The organism is Mesorhizobium sp. M1A.F.Ca.IN.020.04.1.1 (assembly GCF_003997315.1).
Taxonomy (GTDB): Bacteria; Pseudomonadota; Alphaproteobacteria; order Rhizobiales; family Rhizobiaceae; genus Mesorhizobium.
On the sequence record NZ_RZSN01000109.1, the window covers coordinates 1 to 21,094 of the forward strand.

At 63.6% G+C, this 21,094-nt stretch carries 22 protein-coding genes and 1 pseudogene; 17 read left to right on the forward strand and 6 right to left on the reverse strand.

Annotated features, from left to right (window positions below):
• From rfaE2 to EOA49_RS20665, 3 genes are all read left to right on the forward strand, one after another.
• On the forward strand, positions 1-777 hold a 777-nt coding region (rfaE2, locus tag EOA49_RS20655; RefSeq protein ID WP_127243325.1), incomplete at its 5' end, for a D-glycero-beta-D-manno-heptose 1-phosphate adenylyltransferase.
• A 7-nt stretch (positions 778-784) separates the two neighbouring features.
• Positions 785-1,357: an SIS domain-containing protein gene (locus EOA49_RS20660; protein WP_066994501.1), complete on the forward strand. Its 573-nt coding sequence runs from the start codon at positions 785-787 to the stop codon at positions 1,355-1,357.
• Positions 1,350-1,982, forward strand: a complete 633-nt coding sequence (locus tag EOA49_RS20665) for an HAD family hydrolase (RefSeq protein WP_127215125.1) — start codon at positions 1,350-1,352, stop codon at positions 1,980-1,982. Before EOA49_RS20660 ends, EOA49_RS20665 begins: the two co-directional genes overlap by 8 nt.
• A gap of 68 nt (positions 1,983-2,050) precedes the next feature.
• Here EOA49_RS20665 and EOA49_RS20670 read toward each other — a convergent pair whose 3' ends face one another.
• Positions 2,051-2,527, reverse strand: a complete 477-nt coding sequence (locus EOA49_RS20670) for an Lrp/AsnC family transcriptional regulator (protein WP_066994506.1) — start codon at positions 2,525-2,527, stop codon at positions 2,051-2,053.
• A gap of 220 nt (positions 2,528-2,747) precedes the next feature.
• Here EOA49_RS20670 and trxB point away from each other — a divergent pair, with 220 nt between their 5' ends.
• Together trxB and EOA49_RS20680 are read left to right on the forward strand one after the other, a co-directional pair.
• Entirely contained in the window at positions 2,748-3,722 is a 975-nt protein-coding gene (gene trxB, locus EOA49_RS20675; RefSeq protein ID WP_067326669.1) for a thioredoxin-disulfide reductase, read from the forward strand.
• A gap of 72 nt (positions 3,723-3,794) precedes the next feature.
• The gene (locus EOA49_RS20680) at positions 3,795-4,691 is read left to right on the forward strand and encodes a LysR family transcriptional regulator (RefSeq protein ID WP_095777339.1); all 897 of its coding nucleotides are present in this window, start codon (positions 3,795-3,797) and stop codon (positions 4,689-4,691) included.
• 819 nt (positions 4,692-5,510) lie between these two features.
• On the opposite strand, the gene EOA49_RS20685 is transcribed toward EOA49_RS20680, so the two are convergent.
• Positions 5,511-7,562, reverse strand: a complete 2,052-nt coding sequence (locus EOA49_RS20685; RefSeq protein WP_067326663.1) for an elongation factor G — start codon at positions 7,560-7,562, stop codon at positions 5,511-5,513.
• 274 nt (positions 7,563-7,836) lie between these two features.
• On the opposite strand from EOA49_RS20685, the gene EOA49_RS20690 reads away from it, so the two are divergent.
• Positions 7,837-8,232: a cupin domain-containing protein gene (locus tag EOA49_RS20690; RefSeq protein ID WP_066994518.1), complete on the forward strand. Its 396-nt coding sequence runs from the start codon at positions 7,837-7,839 to the stop codon at positions 8,230-8,232.
• A 64-nt stretch (positions 8,233-8,296) separates the two neighbouring features.
• Here EOA49_RS20690 and EOA49_RS20695 read toward each other — a convergent pair whose 3' ends face one another.
• Positions 8,297-9,499, reverse strand: a complete 1,203-nt coding sequence (locus tag EOA49_RS20695) for a pyridoxal phosphate-dependent aminotransferase (RefSeq protein ID WP_127241267.1) — start codon at positions 9,497-9,499, stop codon at positions 8,297-8,299.
• Positions 9,500-9,704: 205 nt separating this feature from the next.
• Here EOA49_RS20695 and EOA49_RS20700 point away from each other — a divergent pair, with 205 nt between their 5' ends.
• The 3 genes from EOA49_RS20700 to EOA49_RS20710 all read left to right on the forward strand — a co-directional run bounded on the left by EOA49_RS20700 (position 9,705) and on the right by EOA49_RS20710 (position 12,171).
• Positions 9,705-10,604 carry an EAL domain-containing protein gene (locus tag EOA49_RS20700; RefSeq protein WP_127241268.1) on the forward strand — a complete coding sequence of 300 codons (900 nt, stop codon included), beginning with the start codon at positions 9,705-9,707 and terminating at the stop codon, positions 10,602-10,604.
• Positions 10,601-11,476: an EAL domain-containing protein gene (locus EOA49_RS20705; RefSeq protein ID WP_127241269.1), complete on the forward strand. Its 876-nt coding sequence runs from the start codon at positions 10,601-10,603 to the stop codon at positions 11,474-11,476. Before EOA49_RS20700 ends, EOA49_RS20705 begins: the two co-directional genes overlap by 4 nt.
• 86 nt (positions 11,477-11,562) lie before the next feature.
• Entirely contained in the window at positions 11,563-12,171 is a 609-nt protein-coding gene (locus tag EOA49_RS20710; protein ID WP_127215121.1) for a glutathione S-transferase family protein, read from the forward strand.
• A gap of 557 nt (positions 12,172-12,728) precedes the next feature.
• Here the strand turns inward: EOA49_RS20710 and EOA49_RS20715 are convergent.
• Entirely contained in the window at positions 12,729-12,941 is a 213-nt protein-coding gene (locus EOA49_RS20715; protein WP_066994534.1) for a cold-shock protein, read from the reverse strand.
• Positions 12,942-13,214: 273 nt separating this feature from the next.
• Here EOA49_RS20715 and EOA49_RS20720 point away from each other — a divergent pair.
• Positions 13,215-13,541, forward strand: a pseudogene (locus EOA49_RS20720) (hypothetical protein); the annotation flags it as partial.
• 25 nt (positions 13,542-13,566) lie between these two features.
• Here the strand turns inward: EOA49_RS20720 and EOA49_RS20725 are convergent.
• On the reverse strand, positions 13,567-14,136 hold the full coding sequence (locus tag EOA49_RS20725; protein ID WP_127241270.1) for a methylated-DNA--[protein]-cysteine S-methyltransferase: 570 nt from the start codon (positions 14,134-14,136) through the stop codon (positions 13,567-13,569).
• Positions 14,137-14,311: 175 nt separating this feature from the next.
• Here EOA49_RS20725 and EOA49_RS20730 point away from each other — a divergent pair, with 175 nt between their 5' ends.
• The 6 genes from EOA49_RS20730 to EOA49_RS20755 all read left to right on the forward strand — a co-directional run bounded on the left by EOA49_RS20730 (position 14,312) and on the right by EOA49_RS20755 (position 20,035).
• The gene (locus EOA49_RS20730; RefSeq protein ID WP_127243326.1) at positions 14,312-15,289 is read left to right on the forward strand and encodes a lytic transglycosylase domain-containing protein; all 978 of its coding nucleotides are present in this window, start codon (positions 14,312-14,314) and stop codon (positions 15,287-15,289) included.
• 44 nt (positions 15,290-15,333) lie between these two features.
• Positions 15,334-15,831 (forward strand): N-acetyltransferase, encoded by a 498-nt coding sequence (locus tag EOA49_RS20735; protein ID WP_127241818.1) that lies wholly within the window; start codon positions 15,334-15,336, stop codon positions 15,829-15,831.
• 399 nt (positions 15,832-16,230) lie between these two features.
• A complete protein-coding gene (locus tag EOA49_RS20740; RefSeq protein WP_127241817.1) occupies positions 16,231-17,499 on the forward strand; it encodes an ABC transporter substrate-binding protein in 1,269 nt (422 codons plus the stop codon).
• A gap of 5 nt (positions 17,500-17,504) precedes the next feature.
• A complete protein-coding gene (locus tag EOA49_RS20745) occupies positions 17,505-18,443 on the forward strand; it encodes a sugar ABC transporter permease (protein WP_127241816.1) in 939 nt (312 codons plus the stop codon).
• A gap of 1 nt (position 18,444) precedes the next feature.
• Entirely contained in the window at positions 18,445-19,269 is an 825-nt protein-coding gene (locus EOA49_RS20750) for a carbohydrate ABC transporter permease (protein WP_095801625.1), read from the forward strand.
• 208 nt (positions 19,270-19,477) lie between these two features.
• Positions 19,478-20,035 (forward strand): DUF4142 domain-containing protein, encoded by a 558-nt coding sequence (locus EOA49_RS20755; RefSeq protein ID WP_095801624.1) that lies wholly within the window; start codon positions 19,478-19,480, stop codon positions 20,033-20,035.
• Between the two features lie 29 nt (positions 20,036-20,064).
• On the opposite strand, the gene EOA49_RS20760 is transcribed toward EOA49_RS20755, so the two are convergent.
• Positions 20,065-20,385, reverse strand: a complete 321-nt coding sequence (locus tag EOA49_RS20760; protein WP_066994550.1) for a DUF1476 domain-containing protein — start codon at positions 20,383-20,385, stop codon at positions 20,065-20,067.
• A gap of 224 nt (positions 20,386-20,609) precedes the next feature.
• Here EOA49_RS20760 and EOA49_RS20765 point away from each other — a divergent pair, with 224 nt between their 5' ends.
• Positions 20,610-20,999, forward strand: a complete 390-nt coding sequence (locus tag EOA49_RS20765) for a DUF6152 family protein (protein ID WP_067326721.1) — start codon at positions 20,610-20,612, stop codon at positions 20,997-20,999.
• Positions 21,000-21,094 lie beyond the last annotated feature (95 nt).

Sequence of the window (21,094 nt, forward strand, 5' to 3'; positions counted from 1 at the left end):
GCGCATGACTTCGAGTTCATCGTCGCGACGCGCAGCGAAAAGGGCATGAGCGTGGTCACCGCGGAGGATGCCCGCCATATCTCCACGCAGGCGCGCGAAGTGTTCGACGTCTCCGGCGCCGGCGACACGGTCATCGCCACCTTCGCGCTGTCGCTCGCCGCGGGCGCCGACCGGGTGCAGGCTGCTACAATCGCCAATGCCGCCGGCGGCGTGGTCGTTGGCAAGCGCGGCACGGCGCGGCTGACAGTGGAGGAGCTTTCCGGCGCGCTGTTCCGCTCGCATGGACCGGTCGCCCACAAGGACGCCATTCTCGACGCCAATGCGGCGGCCAGGATGGTGGCGGCCTGGAAAGAGGAGGGGCTGTCGGTTGGCTTCACCAATGGCTGCTTCGACATTCTGCATGCCGGCCATGTCAGCCTGCTGCACGCCGCGCGCAGCCGATGCGACCGGCTGGTGCTCGGCTTGAACAGCGACGCCTCGGTGCGCCGGCTGAAAGGGCCCGGACGTCCGGTCAACGACCAGCACGACCGCGCCTGCGTGCTCGCGGCGCTCGCCTCGGTCGATGCCGTTGTCGTCTTCGAGGAAGACACGCCGCTCAAGCTGATCGAGGCGCTTCTGCCCGACATCCTGGTCAAGGGCGCGGATTACACGATCGAGACCGTGGTCGGCGCCGACGTGGTGCAGAACGCGGGCGGGCGTGTGGTGCTGGTCGACCTCGTCGCCGGCAAGAGCACCACCAAAACCATCGGCAAGCTGCGCGCCGGCGGCGCGAATTGAGGGTTTCATGTCCGAGCTGAACGACTATCTGGTCCGCTCCGCGGCGGCGATCTCGGCAATGGTCGAGCGCGATCTCACCGGCGAGATGGAGCGCGCGGTGAGCGCGGTCGTGAAGGCGCTGTCACACGGCAAGGCGCTGCTGATCTGCGGCAATGGCGGCTCGGCGAGCGACGCCATCCACATCGCCGGCGAACTGGTCGGCCGGTTCCTTAAAGAGCGCAAGGCCTACAATGTCATCGCGCTGCCGGCCAATGCGGCGGTGCTGACCGCCTGGGGCAACGACTACGGCTTCGACACCGTCTTCTCACGCCAGGTAGAGGCGCATGGGTCGGAAGGCGCGGTATTGCTCGCCATCTCCACCAGCGGCAATTCGCCGAGCATCCTTGCCGCCGCCGAGCAGGCGCGGGCCATGGGCATGACGGTGATCAGCCTCACCGGCGACACCGGCGGCAAGCTCAAGCCGCTCACGGACATCTTGCTCAACGTGCCGTCGACCTCGACGCCGATCATCCAGCAGGGGCATCTCTGCCTCTATCACCACCTGTGCGAGGCGGTCGAAGCGCGTCTCAGCAATGGCTGACCGCGAAGGGGATTTTCCGCTCGTCGAGCCCGGCCTGTGGATCGAGCGGATTGGCGCCAAGGCGTTTCCGGCTGGCCTGCCGGCACTGTTTCTAGACCGTGACGGCACCATCAATATCGATACCGGCTATCCTGACGATCCGGACGCCATGGTGCTGCGCGACGGTATCGCGCCTGCCATAGAAGCCGCGAATCGGCGCGGCATTCCGGTCATCGTCATCACCAACCAGTCCGGTATCGCGCGCGGCTATTTTGGCTGGGATGCCTTCGCCCGGGTCAATCAGCGGGTGCTCGAACTGCTTGCCGAGAAGAACGCAGCCGTCGACATGGTGCTGGCCTGCGCCTACCACGAGGCCGGTTCGGGCCCGCTGGCGATGGCCGATCATCCGATGCGCAAGCCCAATCCGGGCATGCTGCTCGAGGCAGGGCGCCGCCTCGGCCTCGATCTCAAGCGATCGCTGATCGTCGGCGACAAGCCGGCCGACATGGAAGCAGGCCAGCGCGCCGGCCTCGAGCGCGGCTGGCTTGTCGATGGCGAAGCCACACCGATGGGCGGCTTTTCCGTTTTGCCGCTGCGCGATGTGCGGGACCTGGAAGGTCTGCTCACCGCGATACGATCGCAATGATCGCGGATTGATTCAAAATTGAGCGCCAAACCGCTGTTTTTCCAGCGGCTTCATCGGAAGCCGGCGCATTAAGCCGGAAAGGCGACCAGCCCCTCATCCTTGACCCGGCGGATGGTCAGCGCGGTGCGCACCGTGTCGACATTGGGCGCCGAGGCGAGCTCCTCGATGACGAAGGTCTGGAAGGTGCCAAGGTCGCTTGCCACGCAATGCAGCAGGAAATCGGACTCGCCCGACACCATCCAGGCATCGCGAACGATCGGCCAGCCCCTCGTCCGCTCGGCAAAAGCCTTGAGCTCGGCGTCGGCCTGATGGTGCAGGCCGATCAGGCAGAAGGCGACGACATCCATGCCGAGCGCCGGCGCATTGAGGAGCGCACGGTAACCGCGGATGATGCCGGCCTCTTCCAGTCGCCTGACGCGGCGCAGGCAAGGCGGCGCCGAGATGCCGACGCGGCCGGACAACTCGACATTGGTCATACGACCGTCACTCTGCAGCTCTCGCAGGATCTTCCAGTCGATGGCGTCGAGATCGGCTTTGAGCGGCATGATCGGCTTTCGCGCAAGAATCTTTCGCGATTTTGTAATTTGGTTTCGCACGCGAGGCCATCCCTTTGCGATGATTTTTCTGCAACTGGCTGCGATATGGCCCTGTATACCGCTATGAAGCTTTCCGGGGACGAAGGCCAAGCTGCCTTGCTGGCTTGGCGGGCAGCACTTACATTACCGGCAACAAAACCACGGCCCTCGCGCCGCAGGGGACTTTTTCATGAACACCAAACACGCGCCCGTTCTCATCATCGGCTCCGGGCCGGCCGGCTACACCGCGGCGATCTATGCCGCCCGCGCCATGCTGAAGCCGATGCTTGTCGCCGGCCTGCAGCAGGGCGGTCAGTTGATGATCACCACCGACGTCGAAAACTATCCGGGCTTCGCCGATCCGATCCAGGGCCCCTGGCTGATGGAGCAGATGCTCAAGCAGGCCGAGCATGTCGGCACCGAGATCGTCAACGACATCATCACCGAGGTCGATCTCAATGTGCGGCCGTTTCGCGCCACCGGCGATTCCGGCACCGTCTACACCGCCGACGCTTTGATCATCGCCACCGGCGCGCAAGCCAAGTGGCTGGGTATCCCGTCCGAGCAGACGTTCATGGGCTTCGGCGTCTCGGCCTGCGCCACCTGCGACGGCTTCTTCTATCGCGGCAAGGATGTCGCCGTGGTCGGCGGCGGCAATTCGGCGGTGGAGGAGGCGCTCTACCTCGCCAACCTCGCCAGGAGCGTCACCGTCATTCACCGCCGCAACGATTTCCGCGCCGAGCGTATCCTGCGCGAGCGGCTGTTCAAGAAGGACAATGTCCGCATCATCTGGGATACCGTCGTCGACGAGATCACCGGGCAGCCGGGCAAGGCACCGCTGCCGCCTTCGGTCGACGGCTTGAAGCTGCGCAATGTGGTGACGGGCGAAGTGTCGCGGCTGCAGGTCGATGGCGTCTTTGTCGCGATCGGCCATGCGCCGGCGGTCGAGCTTTTCATCGGCAAGCTGAAGCAGAAGCCGAACGGCTATCTGTGGACGGCGCCCGATTCGACCCGTACCGACGTTCCCGGCGTTTTCGCCGCCGGCGACGTCACCGACGATGTCTACCGGCAAGCGGTTACAGCTGCCGGGCTCGGTTGCATGGCCGCGCTCGAGGCGGAGAAATATCTGGCGGGGATCGAGGTTCACCGCGAAGCGGCGGAATAATCGATCGGCTGAAAAAAGCCGTTTAAAAGCCTGATTTTTCATTCAGACGCCAAAGGCAACACGAGGGGAATCATGGCGCTGGACTGGGACAAGCTACGCGTGTTTCACGCTGCGGCGGAGGCTGGGTCGTTTACCCATGCCGCCGAAACGCTGCATCTGTCGCAGTCGGCGATCTCGCGGCAGGTCAGCGCACTGGAGCATGACGTCGGCGTGGCGCTGTTCCATCGCCACGCGCGTGGCCTCGTGTTGACCGAGCAGGGCGAGATGCTGTTCCGCACGGCACATGACGTGCTGATGAAGCTGGAGACGATCAAGTCGCGGCTGACCGAGACCAAGGATCGCCCATCCGGCGTGCTGAGGGTCACAACAACGGTGGGGCTCGGGGCCGGCTGGCTGACCGAGCGCGTGCAGGAATTCATCGAGCTCTACCCCGAGATCAGCCTGCAGCTCATCCTCGCCAACGAGGAGCTCGACCTCACCATGCGTCAGGCCGATTGCGCCATCCGCCTACGCCAGCCGCAGCAGCCGGATCTTATCCAGCGCCGGCTGTTCACGGTGCATTTCCACCTTTATGCGTCGCCTTCCTATGTGGCGAAGTTCGGCAAGCCCGCCTCGATCGCCGAGCTCAGGAACCACCGGATCGTCACCTTCGGCGTGCCGGTGCCCTCGCATCTGTCGGAGCTGAACTGGCTGGAGACGGTCGGCGATTTCGAGGGCGGGCAAAGGGTGCCGACGCTGCAGATCAACGACATCCTGTCTATCAAGCGCGCGGTCCAGGGCGGCGCCGGCATCGCCATGCTGCCCGACTACGTCATCAACAAGGACTCGAACCTCGTCCAGTTGCTGCCCGAAACCGAGGTGCCGTCCTTCGACACCTATTTCGCCTATCCCGACGCGATGAAGAACCAGGCGAAGCTGCACGTATTCCGCGATTTCATCATCGCCAAGGCGCGCAGTTGGTCCTACTAGCAGGACCTGCCGATATTCGGGTGGTGCCGGCCTGACCTGGCCCACGACAGGGACTTAAGCGCGCCATGGCGTGGCAGCCAGCCGGAGACAGCGCGCCCGGGGCGGAGACAAAGAACAAGGCGCTGCCGGCAATTGCCGAAAAAGTTCGCATCGGGCTCTCCTGCCGCAGAAATAAACGCGACCAGCCCAAGTTCGCATCATTGTGAATTTAGCGTATTTCGGCACCGGAATCTGACCCGGTTTGCATATCAGCGATCGCTTTCAGTCCGGAACGGCTCTGGATTCGGCGATTTTTTCTGGTCCTATCGGTTCTCGCGACGGATTAGACCACAGCCTACCTCTTTTTGCATGCGTGTGTTGCAAAATAGATGCTTGTTTCTTGAGCATGATGAGCACATATATAGTTCATCTCCAGGGCGCGTTCTCCTCCCATTAGCGCCCTCGAGTGTTCCCCTCTGGAGGTTAGCCCTAATCGGCACTTCCAATCAAACTCAGCCGGATCTTTATTGATCCGGCTTTTTTGTTGCGCCGAAGTCACGCCGACACCAGAAATGCGTGCGCGCGGCCCGCGTAACAGTGACATGTAACATCGGGTAACATGTCGCAGACGCACTCTATCGATTAGGTAGATCATAGGACGCGGTTGGTCGGTCCGGGAGATGGGGGCATCACTCGGACAGGCCGGGCTCAGGCAGCTACCGCGTCCGATCCATTTCCTGATGCGGCGGACCTGCCGTTGCCTCCCAAGGAAGACAGTCCGCAATAAGAACGGCGCCCGGACGATCCGGGCGCCGTTTTCGCGTCTTCAACAAGATCCGATCAGGCGGCCTTGCCGTTGGCGTTCATCGCCTCGTCGGCGAGGCGCCCGGTCAGCTCGGCCATATGGTCGAAGACGGCCTTGTAGCTGGCGACGCCTGCCGTCGCCGAGCGCAGCTCGATGATCAGGTCGCCGATCTCGGCCTGGGGCATGGTCGCTTCGACCACGTCCCAGCCCGGCCAGCCGGGCCGCGCGTCATAGCCAAGGATCTGGCCGCGCCGCTGCGGGATCAAAGCGATAATCCTCGAGGTCGCATCTGAAGGCGTGACGATCTCGACCTTCATGATCGGTTCCAGCAGAACCGGCGAACAGGCCGCCATGCCTTCCTTCATCGCCAGCTTGGCCGCCATCTGGAAGGCCATGTCGGACGAGTCGACGGCATGATAGGAGCCGTCCGAAAGGTTGACGGCGACATCGACCACCGGGAAGCCGAGCGGACCGGATTTCAGATAGTCGCGGATGCCGGTCTCCACCGACTGGATGTAGGTTTTTGGCACGACGCCGCCGGTGATGGTGTCGGTGAACTGGAAACCCGTGCCGCGCGGCAGCGGCTTGATCTCGATCACCACGTCGCCGAACTGGCCGTGGCCGCCCGACTGTTTCTTGTGGCGGCCGCGCTGCTGCGCGGATTTGCGGATCGTCTCGCGATAGGGCACCGCCGGCGAATGGCCATCGATCGGGATCTGGTTCTTGCCCTCCAGCCGCTCGCGCACGACGCGCAGGTGCATTTCGCCATGGCCCGACAATACGGTCTCCGCGGAATCCTGGTTGTGGTGCAGGCTGAGCGAGGGGTCTTCCTCGGCTAACCTCTGGATCGCTGCCGACATCTTGACCTCGTCCTTGCGCTCCTTGGGGCGCAGAGCGAATGCGAACACCGGTTGCGGGGGCTCCAGGGCGATCAGCGGCTTGATGCCGCCCTTGGCCGAACTCAGCGTTTGGCCGGTCCTGACATTGTCGAGCTTGCCGAGCGCGACGGTATCGCCAGCCTTGGCCGACGGCAGCTTCAACTGGTCTTTGCCAAGCATCTTGTAGATGCCGGAGACCTTCGTCGTGTCGCCGCTGGAGAGGAAGAGTTCGGCCGCGTCGGCCACCTGGCCGGAAAGCACACGCGAAATAGACAGTTTGCCGCCATGCGCGGTGTGGATGGTCTTCATCACCTGCACGACCGTCTGGCTGCCATCAGGCGCGCCAAGGCGCTTGCGCGTCGCCTCGACGTCAGGCGCGTCGTGGCGGATAGCTTTCAACAGGCGCAGCACACCGTTGCCCTTCTCGGCAGTACCGATCAGCACCGGCGTCACCGAGCCGGCGCGCAGGTCAGCGGCAAGGTCATCGAAGATCGCGTCCTTCGGGGGCTCGATCTCCTCCAGCAACTGCTCCATCAGCTGGTCGTCATGGTCGGCCAGCGTCTCCAGCATCGAGAACCGTGCCTCGAGCTCGCGCGCCTTGTCGTCGTCCGGAATCTCGGCGACCTGGCTTTCGGCATATTCGCGGTAGACATAGGCGCGCTCCAAGGCCAGATCGATCGAGCCGATGACGACACCATCCTTGCGCAATGGAATCTGGCGCAGCAGCAGCGGCGCCGAACTGGCCGGCTGCAGCATCTTTAGCGTCTCGCGCACGCCGGCGACCGCCTTGTCCACCTTGTTGAGGAACAGGATGCGCGGCACGCCGAGATCGTCGAGCTTGCGCATGATGAGCTGAAGCGCGGGTATCTTCTTTTCGTCCGCTTCGGCCACGACCACGGCGACATCGCAGGCGGCAAGCACCGGCTCCGCCTCGAAGGCGAACTCGATGGAACCGGGGCAATCGACGAAGGTGAACTGCTCGCCCATGAATTCCGTCGTGGCAAAGGTCGCCTCGACGCTCATGGCGTGGGCGCGGGCTTCTGGCGAATGATCGGAAACCGTGTTGCCCGATGAGACGGGATTCTGGCGGGGAATGGCGCCCGTGCGGGCGAGGATAGCTTCGAGAAGTGTCGTCTTACCGCTTGCGAAGGGACCGACTATGGCGATGCATTTCGGTCCCGTGCGTCGTCCTCCGGCGCGATTACCCATGGCTGACCTCCACTCAGGCGTTTCCCTGGGAGCGGCGGCCGGCCTGTTCAGCCGTCGCGGGCGGGGTTGTTGCTCACCACCTGCCAAGGCCATCGTCACACGGGTTCGCGGAGAGGGCAAGGAAAATAGGAAATGCGCCGGCTTTGGTTTTGTGCTCGGTTTCGAACAGCCCGGTGGCTCAAGCGCTCAAAGGCGATTGCGTCGGTCGCCATATAGCAAGAAACTGACCTCCCGCTGCGGCGGACCGGTCCCTAACGATTTGAGAGTTTCTACGATGAAGATCATTGCGTGCGGCAGCGTGCCGACGATCATCGCGCCTGAAAAGTATTTCACCGGCAAGGTGCTGCAGACGCCGATCATCGAGAAGGAGGCGCCGGCGCGGCTGAGGGCAACCCTGGTCAGTTTCGAACCGGGCGCCCGCACGCATTGGCACACGCACCCGCTCGGCCAGACGCTCTACGTCACGGCCGGCGCCGGGCTTGCGCAAACGTGGGGCGGGCCGATCGAGGTGATCAGGGCCGGCGACGTCATCTCCTTCGCGCCGGGCGAAAAGCACTGGCACGGCGCCGGGCCGAAGACCACGATGACGCATGTCGCCATGCAGGAAGCGCTGGACGGCGTCCATGCCGAGTGGCTCGAGGCGGTCTCCGACGAACAGTATGGCGGCTGATTGCCGTCCAACAATACCCGGCACCCGGCGCGAAGCCGGGTTTTGTGGATGGCGGCGTTGCCGATCAGGTCAGCGACGCAGTGAAACGCTGGATGCGGGTGCAGGCTTCCTCCAGCAGCGCCTCCGATGTTGCGTAGGAGATGCGGAAGTTCGGGCCGAGGCCGAAGGCCGATCCGAACACAACGGCAACGCCTTCGGCGTCGAGCAGCTCCGAGCAGAAGACGTCGTCATTGTCGATGACCTTGCCGGCCTTCGTCTTCTTGCCGATCAGCTCAGCGCAGGACGGATAGACGTAGAAGGCGCCTTCCGGCAATGGGCAAGAGATGCCGCGCGCCTGGTTGAGCATCGACACGACGAGGTCGCGCCGCCCCTGGAAGATCGCCCTGTTCTTGGCGATGAAGTCCTGCGGGCCGTTGAGCGCCTCGACGGACGCCCATTGCGCGATGGTGCAGGCGCCGGAAGTCTGCTGGCCCTGGATCATGTCCATTGCCTTGATCAGCGGCACCGGGCCGGCGGCGTAGCCGATACGCCAGCCGGTCATGGCATAGGCCTTCGACACGCCGTTCATGGTTAGCGTGCGCTCGTAGAGGCTCGGTTCGACCTCGGCGATGGTCTTGAAGACGAAGTCGCCATAGGTCAGGTGCTCATACATGTCGTCGGTCAGCGTCCAGACATGCGGGTGCTTGAGCAGCACGTCGGCCAGGGCCCTGAGTTCACGCTCGGTGTAAGCGGCGCCCGATGGGTTGGACGGCGAGTTCATCAGCAGCCATTTCGTCTTCGGCGTGATCGCCCTTTCCAGCACCTCAGCCGTCAGCTTGAAGCCGTTGTCGATCGAGGTGTCGGCAAAGACGGACGTGCCGCCGCAGATCGCCACCATTTCCGGGTAGCTCACCCAATAGGGGCGCGGGATGATGACCTCGTCGCCGGGGTTCAGCGTCGCCATGAAGGCGTTGAACAGGATCTGCTTGCCGCCGGTGCCGACGATGGTCTGCTCCGGTCGGTAGTCGAGATTGTTCTCGCGCTTGAATTTTTTCGCGATCGCCTCGCGCAGCGGCGCGATGCCGGAGACCGGCGGGTACTTGGTCTCGCCACGCCGGATCGCCTCGATCGCCGCGTTCTTGATGTTATCGGGCGTGTCGAAGTCCGGCTCGCCGGCGCCGAGGCCGATGACGTCACGGCCGGCATTTTTCAGCTCACGCGCTTTCTGCGTCACCGCGATGGTCGCGGAAGGCTTCACGCGGGAAAGGGCGTCGGCAAGAAAGGCCATGACAGAGCGTCTCCAAGAGAAGGGCGCGGCCAGGAGCGGCCGCGGCGCCTCTCATGTCGCATCATCGGGCCAAGCGCAAGCATTGTCGGGTGATCCAGAGGTCAAGGTGGCGTGAGCGGCAACTATAAATTCATCAACGAGCGGTAAACCCTTGGCTGGCAGGATGGCAGATCGAATTCCGCTTACTCTGCGGAGCGAGGGACCTTTGTCGCGCAGCATCGGGCTTGCCCATATCATCCGTCATGATGACGGCACCTCAAGCGGTGTCTGGGGAATCTACACGCTGCAGAGCGCCTTCCAGCCAATCTTCGCCTTCGATGGAGGCAAGCTTTCGCTCGTCGCCTTCGAGGGGCTTATCCGCCCGTTCCGCGACGGTGAGGCGCAATCGCCGATGAGCTTCTTCGGCACTTGCCCCGCAGGCGACCGGCTGCATATCGAGGCGCTGACCAGGACGCTGCATCTGCTCAACGCCGGCGGCTGTCTGCCGCAAGAGGCGTCGATTTTCGTCAATTTCGATCCGTCGGTGTTCACCGACCGGGCCATCGTCGACAAGGCGCTGCGCGACATGCGGCTGGTGCTGCACGAGGCCGGCATCGACCCGCGCCGTATCGTGTGCGAGGTCACCGAGCAGAAATCGGCTTCGCAGGAAACGCTTTACAGCTTCGTCGAGGCGTTGCGCGCCAACGGGTTCCGCATCGCCGTCGACGATTACGGCGCCGACGAATCCGACATCAACCGCATAAAGGAATTGCGGCCGGACATCGTCAAATTCGACGCCAACTGGATCACGCAGCTGATGGAGTCCGGAGCCGGATTCGCGCTGCTGACGACGATGGTGACGAGCTTCGAAAATCAGGGCATCCGCACGGTTTTCGAAGGCATCGAGGAAGGCTGGCAGCTCGAGCTCGCCGAGAAATCCGGGGCGTCAATGGTGCAAGGCTATGTGCTTGCCCGGCCGGAGCTGGCCTCGACCAGTCTTCGCGTCTTCGGCAAGAGTGTGCAGGCGCCCGCGGCCGGGCAGGGCAAGACGACAGCGGCCGCCAGTCCCGCTCCGGTGGCGTCAGCTCGCCCAACCAAGGCGTTTGGGCGCAAGGTGACGCCATGATCGGGCGGCCCGACAGGCAGCGCCCTGAAAGGCGGCGAAGTGTCGCCGAAGCGATCTTCGAAGACGAGATCGGCCTTCAATTCGGCGTCTATGGCGAGTTCCGGCTGTGGAGCGCCTACCAGCCGATCTTCGCGCCGCGTGGCAGATCGCTGCAACCCGTCGCCGTCGAGGCGCTGATCGAGCCGCGGCGCGTCGCGACGCCCGTTGCGCCGCAAGTTTTCTTCGACAGCGTTGTGGCAAAGGACCGGCTGTTCGTCGAGACGATGTGCCGGATGCTGCATCTCGGCAACTACCGCAACATCGGCGTCGATGGCCTTACCTTGTTCTTCAACTACAATCCGATGATCAACGATCATTTCGGGCGGGCGCTCGCCGAGATCCGGCTGATGGCCAGGCATCTCGGCGATTTCGGCCTCGAACCGGCCATGCTGGTCTGCGAGATCACCGAGCAGGCAACCGACGAGCATGTGCTCGCCGGTCTCGTGCGCGAGATGAGGCGTGACGGTGTCCGCATCGCCATCGATGACTTCGGCACTGGACATTCGACCGAAGCGCGCATCAGCCTGCTGTCGCCCGACATCGTCAAGATCGACGGCGGCTGGTTTGCCGAGTTCTGCCGCCATGCCGCCGCCGAGCGGTTCTTCCGGCCGCTGGTTTCGACGCTGCACGACCGCGGCGCCAAGGTGCTGGTCGAGGGCATCGAGCATGCCACGCATCTGCGCGTCGCGCTCGATGGCGGCGTCGACCTCCTACAAGGATATCACCTCGCCCGCCCGGCGCTCGCCGGCACCATCTTCAACGAAGAGCCGCTGGCGATCGATGCGCTGCTCGGTATGGACAACAAGGTAGTGCCTCTGCATCAGCGCCGCTGATGCTTTCACTCAAAAACAAATCACTGGATGAACCCCGCACAGGCGAGTTAGAGGCAGCTGATCGTTCGTCGCGCGCGGAGAGGGCCATGATCCTTTATGACATGATCGACAGCGGCAATTGCTACAAGCCGCGTCTGTTGATGGCAAAGCTCGGCATTCCCTTCACCCGCATCGAAGTGAGCTCGCACACCGGGGAGACGCGCAAGGCCGACTATGTCGCCAAGAACCCCAACGCGATGGTGCCGCTGATCGAGCTCGACGACGGCCGACGCATCGCTGAATCCAACGCCATTCTGCTCTATCTCGCCGAAGGCACGCGCTTCCTGCCGGCCGACAGATATGAGCGGGCGCTGGCGTATCAGTGGCTGTTCTTCGAGCAGTACAGCCACGAGCCCTATATCGCGGTGCGCAAGGCGCTGCTCACATTTCCCGAGAGGGCGAAGGATGCGACGCCGGAACGGTTGGCGCTGACCTTGGAGCGCGGCAACAAGGCGCTCGGCGTGATGAACAAGCATCTGGAGCAGAACGCCTTTTTTGCCGGCGCCAGCTACAGCGTCGCCGACATTGCGCTCTATGCCTACACTCACACCGCCGAGATGGGCGGTTTCCAGCTCGACGCCTATCCGGCCGTGGTGGAGTGGCTGAAGCGGGTCGAGACGGACAAGGGGCACGTGCCGATCGAGTGGGTTGGGTAGTCTGTTTCTATGCCGCAGCATTTTGCAGCCGCCGAATGCTGGCTATTTGATGAGACGATCGTATTCGGCATGGGTGCCGATCCAGATCCAGTCGAAGCATCAGCGCTTTCGAGGGCCAAGGCCCGATAAGTGTCGTCTATCCTCGCCGACCAAAGCTCTCCCACCTTTTGAAATGGAGGGATGGATGTCGCGGATTGGTCTCATCGAAGTGAAGTTCTTCTCGGCCGGTACGGCGAACGGCCTTTGGTCACGCAGTTTGCCGGCAGCAAAGTGGGACCACAAGCGCGGGCGGCGGCTTGCCAATTCAGGCAACAAAAAAGGCGGGACAATGCCCGCCTTCCTATGCCGGTAGCCTGATCGGAAGCGTTGGGGCCGGGCCGGCAGCTATCTGCTGTTCCAGCTTGTCGGGTCCTTTCGCTCCGGCGCGCTTATCGCACGACCGTCAGTACATCCGTGACTTGCCGCCCGCTCCAGGCTCTCGCCCGGTGCGCGTCGCTAACTAGGCGCATTGTGCAATGCCAGGCGATCACGCCCGGCTGCAAAATGCCAGCGCCAAATCAGGCTGCCTTGCTCAGAGACCCAGCAGCGGACTTGCCGGTGCGGCGGTCCTGCTCGATCTCGAAGCTGATCTTCTGGCCTTCAACGAGGGTGGTCATGCCAGCGCGCTCGACGGCGGAGATGTGGACGAAAACGTCCGCGCCGCCATTGTCGGGCTGGATGAAGCCGTAGCCCTTGGTGGCGTTGAACCACTTAACCGTACCAGTTGCCATGTAGAGTCCTTCACATTTGCTTCGTTTGACCGGACCAAAGCCCGGCCGGTGGTATCGAAATTTTGGAGATAGACGTCAGCAAACGCGAAGATCGCGGCCCGATCGATCGGCCAAATTCAATGCGCCGGATATAGTATGGTTCGCGAACGAAAACAAGATGGCGTTACCGGCATGTGCCGCGATAGCGTCCAACGGAGCCCACTGCGCTTGGAAGGTTTGCCGCCGGGGATGCGTTGTGGAGGGAAGATGCGCTTGCTGTTGCGGGAGAAGATCATGAGGACAATTCTGCTTGCCGCCTGCCTGATGTTGGTGGCCGCCGAGGCGCAGGCCGTCTCGCGCTACGACCCGACGCGCATGAGCTGCGACCGCGTGCGGGCGACGATCGCCAGGCAGGGCGCGGTCATCCTGCGCTATCAGTCGACGCGCGTGCCGGGACTGCCGCTTTATGACCGCTATGTGCGGGACGAGCGCTTCTGCAACATGGGCGAGGTGAGGGCGCGGGCCTATGTGCCGAGCGCCGATGTCAAATCCTGCCCCGTCTATATCTGCAAACGGCCGGACTTCGACCGGCATTTCCGACGGCGGATCTTTCCGCGTCATAGCATCCGGCGTTCGGCAAGCTGTGTCAGAACGCGAATGATGCCTGAGCGGCGGGCGGCGAGCCGACCCGGACGCCTTCCATGGCCAGCATCTTCTCCTTGGTGGCGGAGCCGCCGGTAGCCGAGAAGCCGCCGATCTTGCCGCCGGCGGCAAGGATGCGGTGGCAGGGAATCACCAGCGGCACCGGATTGGCGCCGAGGGCTGCGCCGGTTTCGCGCGCAAGCCCGGCATGGCCGGCCCGCTTGGCCAGTTCGCCATAGGTGGTGGTCTCGCCGAAGCCAAGTTGGCGCGCGGCGTCATAGATGGCGAGGCGGAAATCGTCGACGCCGTCGAGATCGACCGGCACGCCGGAAAAATCGACATCCTCCCCGGCTGCATAGGCCTTGATCGAAGCGATCAGTTCGACCACCCATTGCGGCTGTTCGGTGGAGGTGGAGACTCCGGCATGGCGAAACAGGCGGCGCTCAACCGCTTCGCGACTGCGCTCGGGCAGGCAGAGCCGGATCAGGCCCTTTTCGCTCCAGGCGGCGCCCATGAAGCCGATCACTGTTTCTAACACTGCGTGGCCGGCCGTGATCGGCAATGCATTTTCCATGGTGCGCTCCTTTCCGCAAACTGCGAAAAACGGGTACATCTCCGGTACAGATGGGGAACAATATCGCAGTTTGCTTCGAGTCTCGCCACCCGAAAGCTGCACACTGGCCCTGATTGCCCGGTTGGAATCGCTGGTGTAAGGACTTTTCAACAACGGACAATCGGACCTGCAGGGCTTGGCAGCGAAAATCATCCTCACCGCGATCGGCGTGCTCGTTGCCGCTGCCGGCCTCAGCGGCTGTACCTCGACCTCACAGATGAAACCCTCGCCGGCGCTTGCGGCGGCATCGACGCCGGCCGCCGAGGACGACACACCGACCATCGCGCTGCCCGAAACCGTTGCTGTGCTGCCGGAGCCTTCCGGCCTCGCTCAGGTGCAAACGGCGGCGCTGACCGGCGATGCCGTGGCCCTGGCGAGGGCACCTGGGGCGACGGCGCCTGGCGCGACGACGGCTGGTGCGCCGTTGCCGCCGCCGGCGCAACCCGGCGCCGCCCTTCCGCCGCCGGCGCAACCTGCCGCGTTCGCCGGCTCGACACCCGTCGCCGGGCAGTTTCCGCCGCCGCCGGTGCTGCTGGCCGGCGCATCGCCGACCGGCCCCGGTGCGCTCAAGCAGGCCGCCGCCTACAAGAGCGCCGCTGTTGCCATGCCGGTCACCGGCCAATCAGCGAAGGTGGCTCCCATGCCGGGCGTGCAGCAGGTCGCCTATGTGATGCCGCAGAACCCGGCGCTGCTTGCCCAACCGGGCCAGCCCGAACAGCATGCCACAGGTCCGCGCGCCGAGATCGAGCGGCTGATCGAGAAATATTCGGCGATCTACGAAGTGCCGGTCGATCTGGTGCGCCATGTCGTCAACCGCGAGAGCACCTTCAATCCGAAGGCCTATAATCACGGTCATTGGGGACTGATGCAGATCAAGCACGCGACCGCACGCGGCATGGGCTATGTCGGGCCGGCAGCCGGCCTGTTCGACGCCGAAACCAATCTCAAATACGCTGTCAAATACCTGCGCGGCGCCTGGCTGGTCTCGGGCGGTAATGCCAAGCGGGCCGACCAGCTCTATCAGACGGGCTATTATTACGACGCCAAGCGCAAGGGCCTGCTCGATCAAACGGGTCTCGGCGTCGACCGCCGCCGCCTGCAGCCAGGCGCCTGAGCGCCGGCAACGAGGCGCGTCCCATCGGTCTTTGGGGCAGTTGCATGCGTGACACTGACAGCCGCCGGCCGCCGACCCCAAACGATGTCCGCCTTCGCAAGCTTCTCGACGATGCGCTGACCACGCCGCATTGGCCGGAAGGCTTCGTCATGCGCCCGTTCGAGCACAGGGATGCGCAGGCCCTGCACGCGCTGCTGGAAGAGGCATTCGACGACGGCGCCGAAGGTCCGTTCGACGAATGGTGGCCGCGCATCTCAGACGATGCCGAGTTCGATCCGGACCTCTGTTTCCTCGTCATCGACGGCAAGGGGCTGCTGGCGGGCGCCGCGCTTTGCTGGGCGTCGGGCTTCGTCAAGGATCTGGCGGTTCATCCGGACTCGCGAAGGCACGGCATCGGCGAGGCGCTGATGCGGCACGTGTTCCTGACTTTCCGCGACAGGGGTGCAGCCCATGTCGACCTCAAGACCAACACGGTGAAGAACCCCGCCGCCTTCAGGCTTTACGAGCGGCTCGACATGCTCCCAGTGGCGTGGGAAGGGTAACGCTTCGCGGCATTTGCCTGCGGCGGCACAGCCGAATGCGGGGCGCATTGTGAACCGCTTCACACAAGCTGACGTTAGGGCATGCTAATGCGTCGTGGTGCAGGGCGGCCGATCGGCGGATCGACGCTGGCAAGGCGTCGGAGAGGCTGTGCCGGCATGCGTCAGCCACTCCAAGGCGGGCTCCGGGGCGGCGGGTTTCGGAGCCCGCCCGCTTTGGGCGTGCGGCCAATCGCGAGATCTCCCTTAACCGAGTGACTCGGGTCAGTCCCCTCGCGGCCCGTCCCCGATGGCCATGTCGGGAACCCCGAAGCGTCGCTCCGCATTCAATGCGGGCGGAGGGTCATCATCAGCCGACGCGGCAAGGTCCGCGTGGACGGTTCCGAGGCGAGGCCCACCAGCATGAAATTTTACCGCGCATTCCTCGCACTTGCCGTCGGCGCGATGCTCGCGGTGGCGCCGGCTCGCGCGGTCGAGCTGTCGATCGTGTCGGGCGACACGGGCAACGGCATCAAGGTCTTGCGCGAGATACTCGACCGCTACCAGAAGCAGAGCGGCAACAAGGTCGACATCGTGGTGATACCGCCGTCGGGCACCGACCAGTTCGGTCAGTTCAGATTGTGGCTCGCGGCGGGAAACAGCGACATCGACGTCTACCAGACCGACGTGATCTGGGCGCCGCAGCTTGCCAGCCAACTCGTCGATCTCACTGCGGCGACCAGGGATATCGTGGCCGAGCACTTCCCGTCGATCATCCAGTCGCAGACCGTGAACGGAAAGCTGGTGGCGCTGCCGATCTTCACCGACGCGCCGGCACTCTATTACCGCAAGGATCTGCTCGACAAATATGGCGCCAAGGTGCCGACCACCTGGCAGGAACTGGCCGACACCGCCAAGCTCGTCATGGACAAGGAGCGCACCGCCGGCAACAAGGACCTGTGGGGTTTCGTCTTCCAGGGCAACGCCTATGAGGGGCTGACCTGCGACGCGCTCGAATGGGTGAGGTCGAATGGCGGCGGCCAGATCATCGAGCCCAACGGCACGGTCTCCATCAACAATCGACAAGCCGCGGCCGCGCTCGACATGGTCAAGGGCTGGATCGGCACCATTGCGCCGCCGGGCGTGCTCGCTTACCAGGAAGAGGAATCGCGCGGCGTCTGGCAGACCGGCAATGCCGTCTTCATGCGCAACTGGCCCTATGCCTATGCGCTCGGCAACAGCGAGACCTCACCGATCAAGGGCAAGTTCGATGTGGCGCCGCTGCCGGCAGGAACCGGCGAAGACGCCCGGCCGACGGCAACGCTCGGCGGCTGGAACCTCGCGGTTTCCAAATATTCCAAGCACCAGGACGCGGCGATCGATCTGGTGAAGTTCATCGCCTCGCCCGAGATGCAGAAGTATCGGACGCTGAGGACGTCCAACCTGCCCACCATCAAAGCGCTCTATGACGATCCCGATATCGCCAGGGAACAGCCGATCGTCCCGCGATGGAAGCAGATATTTCTGAACGCGGCGCCGCGCCCTTCGGCGGTCGCCAAAATCAAGTACAACGAAGCCTCGAGCCAGTTTTGGACGGCCGTCCACAACACCATGTCGGGCGACGGCAGCGCCGCCGACAATCTGGCCGATCTGGAAGCCAGGCTGACCAGGCTGAAGGGCAAGGGCTGGTGAGGGCGATGCCTGTGAGCCGCTCGCGCCTGATGCGGCAACGCGTGCGCTCGGCCTGGCTGTTTCTGGCGCCGATGCTTCTGGTCCTTGCCGCCGTCGCCGGTTGGCCGCTCCTGCGCACTTTCTACTACAGCTTCACCGACGCCTCGCTGGCCGATCTCGACGCTCGCCAATGGATCGGCTTCGACAATTATTTCTCGGTGCTCAGCATGCCGAGCGGCCGCGTGCTCTATGACGGGCTGCTCGCCGATCCGGTCTGGTGGCGCGCCGTCTGGAACACGCTGCTCTTCGCCGTAGTCTCGGTGGGCTGTGAAACGGTCCTCGGCATGATCGTGGCGCTCGTTCTCAACGCCGACTTCAGAGGCCGCGGCATCGTCAGGGCGGCGATCCTCATTCCATGGGCGATCCCGACCATCGTCTCGGCCAAGATGTGGCAGTGGATGCTCAACGACCAGTTCGGCATCATCAATGCGGTGCTGCTCAATCTCGGCCTGATCGACGCGAAAATCGCCTGGACCGCGAGCGCCGACACGGCGATGATCGCGGTGCTGATCGTCGACATCTGGAAGACGACGCCGTTCATGGCGCTGCTTTTCCTGGCCGCGCTGCAGATGCTGCCGCGCGATGTTATCGAGGTCGCCAGGCTCGACGGCGCCAATCCGTGGCAGATCTTCTGGAAGGTGACCTTGCCGCTCATCCGCCCGGCGGTCATGGTTGCGGGGATCTTCCGCGCGCTCGACGCGCTACGCATCTTCGACCTGATCTACGTGCTGACGCCCAACAACGTGCACACCAAATCGATGTCGGTGTTCGTGCGCGAGAACCTGTTCGAGTTCGACAAGTTCGCCTATGGCTCGGCCGCCTCGACGCTGCTTTTCCTGATCGTCGCCCTGCTCACCATTTGCTACATCCGCATCGGCCGGATAGAGCTGGAAGGAGGCCGCTGAGATGGCGATGTTGAAGCGCCTGGGCTTCTTCCTGCTGGTGGGGGCAATCGTCTTCGTCGCGGTGTTTCCGCTCTATTACGCCATCGTCACCAGCCTGAAATCCGGCACAGAGTTGTTCGAGGCGAGCCTTTGGCCGCAGGCGTTAAGCCTCGCCAACTACAGGAACGTGCTGGTCGAAGGTCCCTTCCTGCGCAATCTCCTGAATTCGCTGGTCGTCTCGGGCGCCGTCGTGCTCATCTCGCTGCTGCTCGGCGTGACCTCCGCCTATGCGCTGGCACGCGTCCAGTTTCGCGGCCGTTCGGCGCTGATGCTTGCCATATTGTCGGTGTCGATGTTTCCGCAGGTCGCGGTGCTGGCCGGCCTGTTCGAGATCATCCGCGCCTTTGGCCTCTACAATTCGCTCATCGCACTGATCTTCTCCTACATGATCTTCACGCTGCCGTTCACCGTCTGGGTGCTCACCGCCTTCTTGCGCGACCTGCCGGTCGAAATCGAGGAAGCGGCGATCCTCGACGGCGCGACGCCATGGATCATCGTCACTCGCGTCTTCCTGCCGCTGATGTGGCCCGCATTGGCGACTACAGGGCTGCTCGCCTTCATCGGCGCATGGAACGAGTTCCTGTTTGCGCTGACCTTCACCTCCAACAACGCGCAGCGCACGGTGCCGGTGGCGATCGCGCTGCTTTCCGGCAACTCGCAGTTCGAGATCCCCTGGGGCAACATCATGGCCGCTTCGGTGATCGTCACGGTGCCGCTGGTGGTGCTGGTGCTCATCTTCCAACGCAAGATCGTTTCCGGCCTAACCGCCGGCGGCGTGAAGGGATAGGCCGTGCTGATGTTCAGGTGATGCCGGGCTGCAAATGGCGGTGTCCTGCGCTTCGGTGTTCACGTACTTCAAGCACGCTCCGGTATTCTCGGTACGATCATCCTCGGCTCGGCCTGACCCTGACTCAACACGGCCTCCTTCACGCCCTCAACGCAACCGGCAGCGCCATTTCGCGTTGGAAGTGCAAGGGGCTGATCGGAGATTCCAGATGAAAACGCTTCTGACCGCGGCCACCATGGCGCTCCTTGCCGGCGCGCCGGCCACCCTTGCTCAGTCGAGCGACAGCGACGATGTCGCGCCAATGGCGGCAGACAACAAGGTCGACACGCAGACTTTCGTCACCACCATACCCAATGCCAATGAGTTCGAAATCCAGGCGAGCAGGCTGGCCGAGGAGAAGTCGCAGTCGGACGAAGTCAAGGCTTTTGCCAACGAGATGGTCAGGGACCACACCAAGGCAGGGGAGGATTTCAAGGCGGCGATGAGCCAGGGCCAGACGACGGCTTCTATCAAGTCGGCCGGCCCCGCTCTGGGGCCTAAGGAACAGCAGATGCTAGGCGAGCTGAAGCAGGCGAGCGGCACGGAGTTCGACCGGAAGTATATCAAGATGCAGATGGATGCGCACAGGGACGCGGTGGCGCTGTTCAGCACCTATGCCAATTCCGGCGACGACCCGGCGCTGAAGGAATTCGCCAAGAAGACTCTGCCGGTGCTGAAAATGCACGAGAAGCATGTGAAGGAACTGGCGGTGGCGCATCACGGGTGAGGGGTGGTTTCTGCCCCCGCAGCGGGTCCTCAGCTCGCCTTGATCTGCTCGACCGCCGTTGCCAGCAACTCGTCCATGGCCTGGCGAATCTGGGCATCCGACTGGACGACGCCCGCCGCGTCGAAGTCGGCACGGACCTTGCGGAACACGTCGTTGTCGCCCGCTTCCTCGAAATCCGCGCGCACCACCTCTTTCGCATAGGCGTCGGCATCCACGCCGGATTTGCCGAGCTTTTCGGCGGCCCACAGGCCGAGCAGCTTGTTCCGGCGCGCCACGGCCTTGAACTTCGTCTCCTCGTCCATTGCGAATTTCTTTTCGAAGCCTTCCTGACGGTCCCTCATGCTGCTCATGGTTTGCCTCGCTCAGACGTGAGTTCGACCGCCTCCGATGCATGCGAAGAGCGGCCAGGAGAAGCGAAAATGGGGAGCATGAAGGCCTGTAGCAAGGCCTGATCGTGGTGTGGACGCCGCGGACCCGAAATTCGTGCCATGCCGGGCCGAAGCTCCGATGTGATTTGACCTGGCCGGGCCGTAGCCTACTTTCGACCTGGCAGGAGGAGTGGAGGAGACGGGCGATGAAGTCACCGTTGAACCATATGCAGGGCGTCGTGCTGACTGCGGCGTTGATGTTTGCTGCCGGCACTGCCGCCTATGCCCATCACGGCTGGTCGTGGACGCAGGACGACTTCTTCGAGCTCAAGGGCAAGATCGCGGCGATCTATATCGGCAATCCGCATGCGACGCTGGACGTCGATGCGAAGGGGGAGGTGTGGCGGGTGGAGATGGCGCCGCCGGCCCGCACCATCGCCGCCGGCTTCACCGAGGAGGTCGCCAAGGTCGGCGACGCGGTGACCGCGATTGGCCATCGCTCGCGCGAGGAGGCGGAAAAGCGCATGAAGGCGGTGCGCATCATCGTCGGCGGTAAGCGCTACGACGTCTATCCCGACCGCCTGCCGCCGGCCTAGGCTGAATCGACATTCAGCGCATCCATAACATAGCTGCGGCGAGATGGATGAAGGCGAGGAAGTGGCCGGCGCGACGATCGAAGCGTGTGGCGAAG

Bases quoted from the DNA above. Each gene is read 5' to 3' on its own strand.
- EOA49_RS20660 (WP_066994501.1), top strand. From the start codon at position 785: ATGTCCGAGCTGAACGACTATCTGGTCCGCTCCGCGGCGGCGATCTCG.
- EOA49_RS20665 (WP_127215125.1), top strand. From the start codon at position 1,350: ATGGCTGACCGCGAAGGGGATTTTCCGCTCGTCGAGCCCGGCCTGTGG.
- EOA49_RS20670 (WP_066994506.1), bottom strand. From the start codon at position 2,527: ATGCCGCTCAAAGCCGATCTCGACGCCATCGACTGGAAGATCCTGCGA.
- trxB (WP_067326669.1), top strand. From the start codon at position 2,748: ATGAACACCAAACACGCGCCCGTTCTCATCATCGGCTCCGGGCCGGCC.
- EOA49_RS20680 (WP_095777339.1), top strand. From the start codon at position 3,795: ATGGCGCTGGACTGGGACAAGCTACGCGTGTTTCACGCTGCGGCGGAG.
- EOA49_RS20685 (WP_067326663.1), bottom strand. From the start codon at position 7,562: ATGGGTAATCGCGCCGGAGGACGACGCACGGGACCGAAATGCATCGCC.
- EOA49_RS20690 (WP_066994518.1), top strand. From the start codon at position 7,837: ATGAAGATCATTGCGTGCGGCAGCGTGCCGACGATCATCGCGCCTGAA.
- EOA49_RS20695 (WP_127241267.1), bottom strand. From the start codon at position 9,499: ATGGCCTTTCTTGCCGACGCCCTTTCCCGCGTGAAGCCTTCCGCGACC.
- EOA49_RS20705 (WP_127241269.1), top strand. From the start codon at position 10,601: ATGATCGGGCGGCCCGACAGGCAGCGCCCTGAAAGGCGGCGAAGTGTC.
- EOA49_RS20710 (WP_127215121.1), top strand. From the start codon at position 11,563: ATGATCCTTTATGACATGATCGACAGCGGCAATTGCTACAAGCCGCGT.
- EOA49_RS20715 (WP_066994534.1), bottom strand. From the start codon at position 12,941: ATGGCAACTGGTACGGTTAAGTGGTTCAACGCCACCAAGGGCTACGGC.
- EOA49_RS20725 (WP_127241270.1), bottom strand. From the start codon at position 14,136: ATGGAAAATGCATTGCCGATCACGGCCGGCCACGCAGTGTTAGAAACA.
- EOA49_RS20735 (WP_127241818.1), top strand. From the start codon at position 15,334: ATGCGTGACACTGACAGCCGCCGGCCGCCGACCCCAAACGATGTCCGC.
- EOA49_RS20740 (WP_127241817.1), top strand. From the start codon at position 16,231: ATGAAATTTTACCGCGCATTCCTCGCACTTGCCGTCGGCGCGATGCTC.
- EOA49_RS20745 (WP_127241816.1), top strand. From the start codon at position 17,505: ATGCCTGTGAGCCGCTCGCGCCTGATGCGGCAACGCGTGCGCTCGGCC.
- EOA49_RS20750 (WP_095801625.1), top strand. From the start codon at position 18,445: ATGGCGATGTTGAAGCGCCTGGGCTTCTTCCTGCTGGTGGGGGCAATC.
- EOA49_RS20755 (WP_095801624.1), top strand. From the start codon at position 19,478: ATGAAAACGCTTCTGACCGCGGCCACCATGGCGCTCCTTGCCGGCGCG.
- EOA49_RS20760 (WP_066994550.1), bottom strand. From the start codon at position 20,385: ATGAGCAGCATGAGGGACCGTCAGGAAGGCTTCGAAAAGAAATTCGCA.
- EOA49_RS20765 (WP_067326721.1), top strand. From the start codon at position 20,610: ATGAAGTCACCGTTGAACCATATGCAGGGCGTCGTGCTGACTGCGGCG.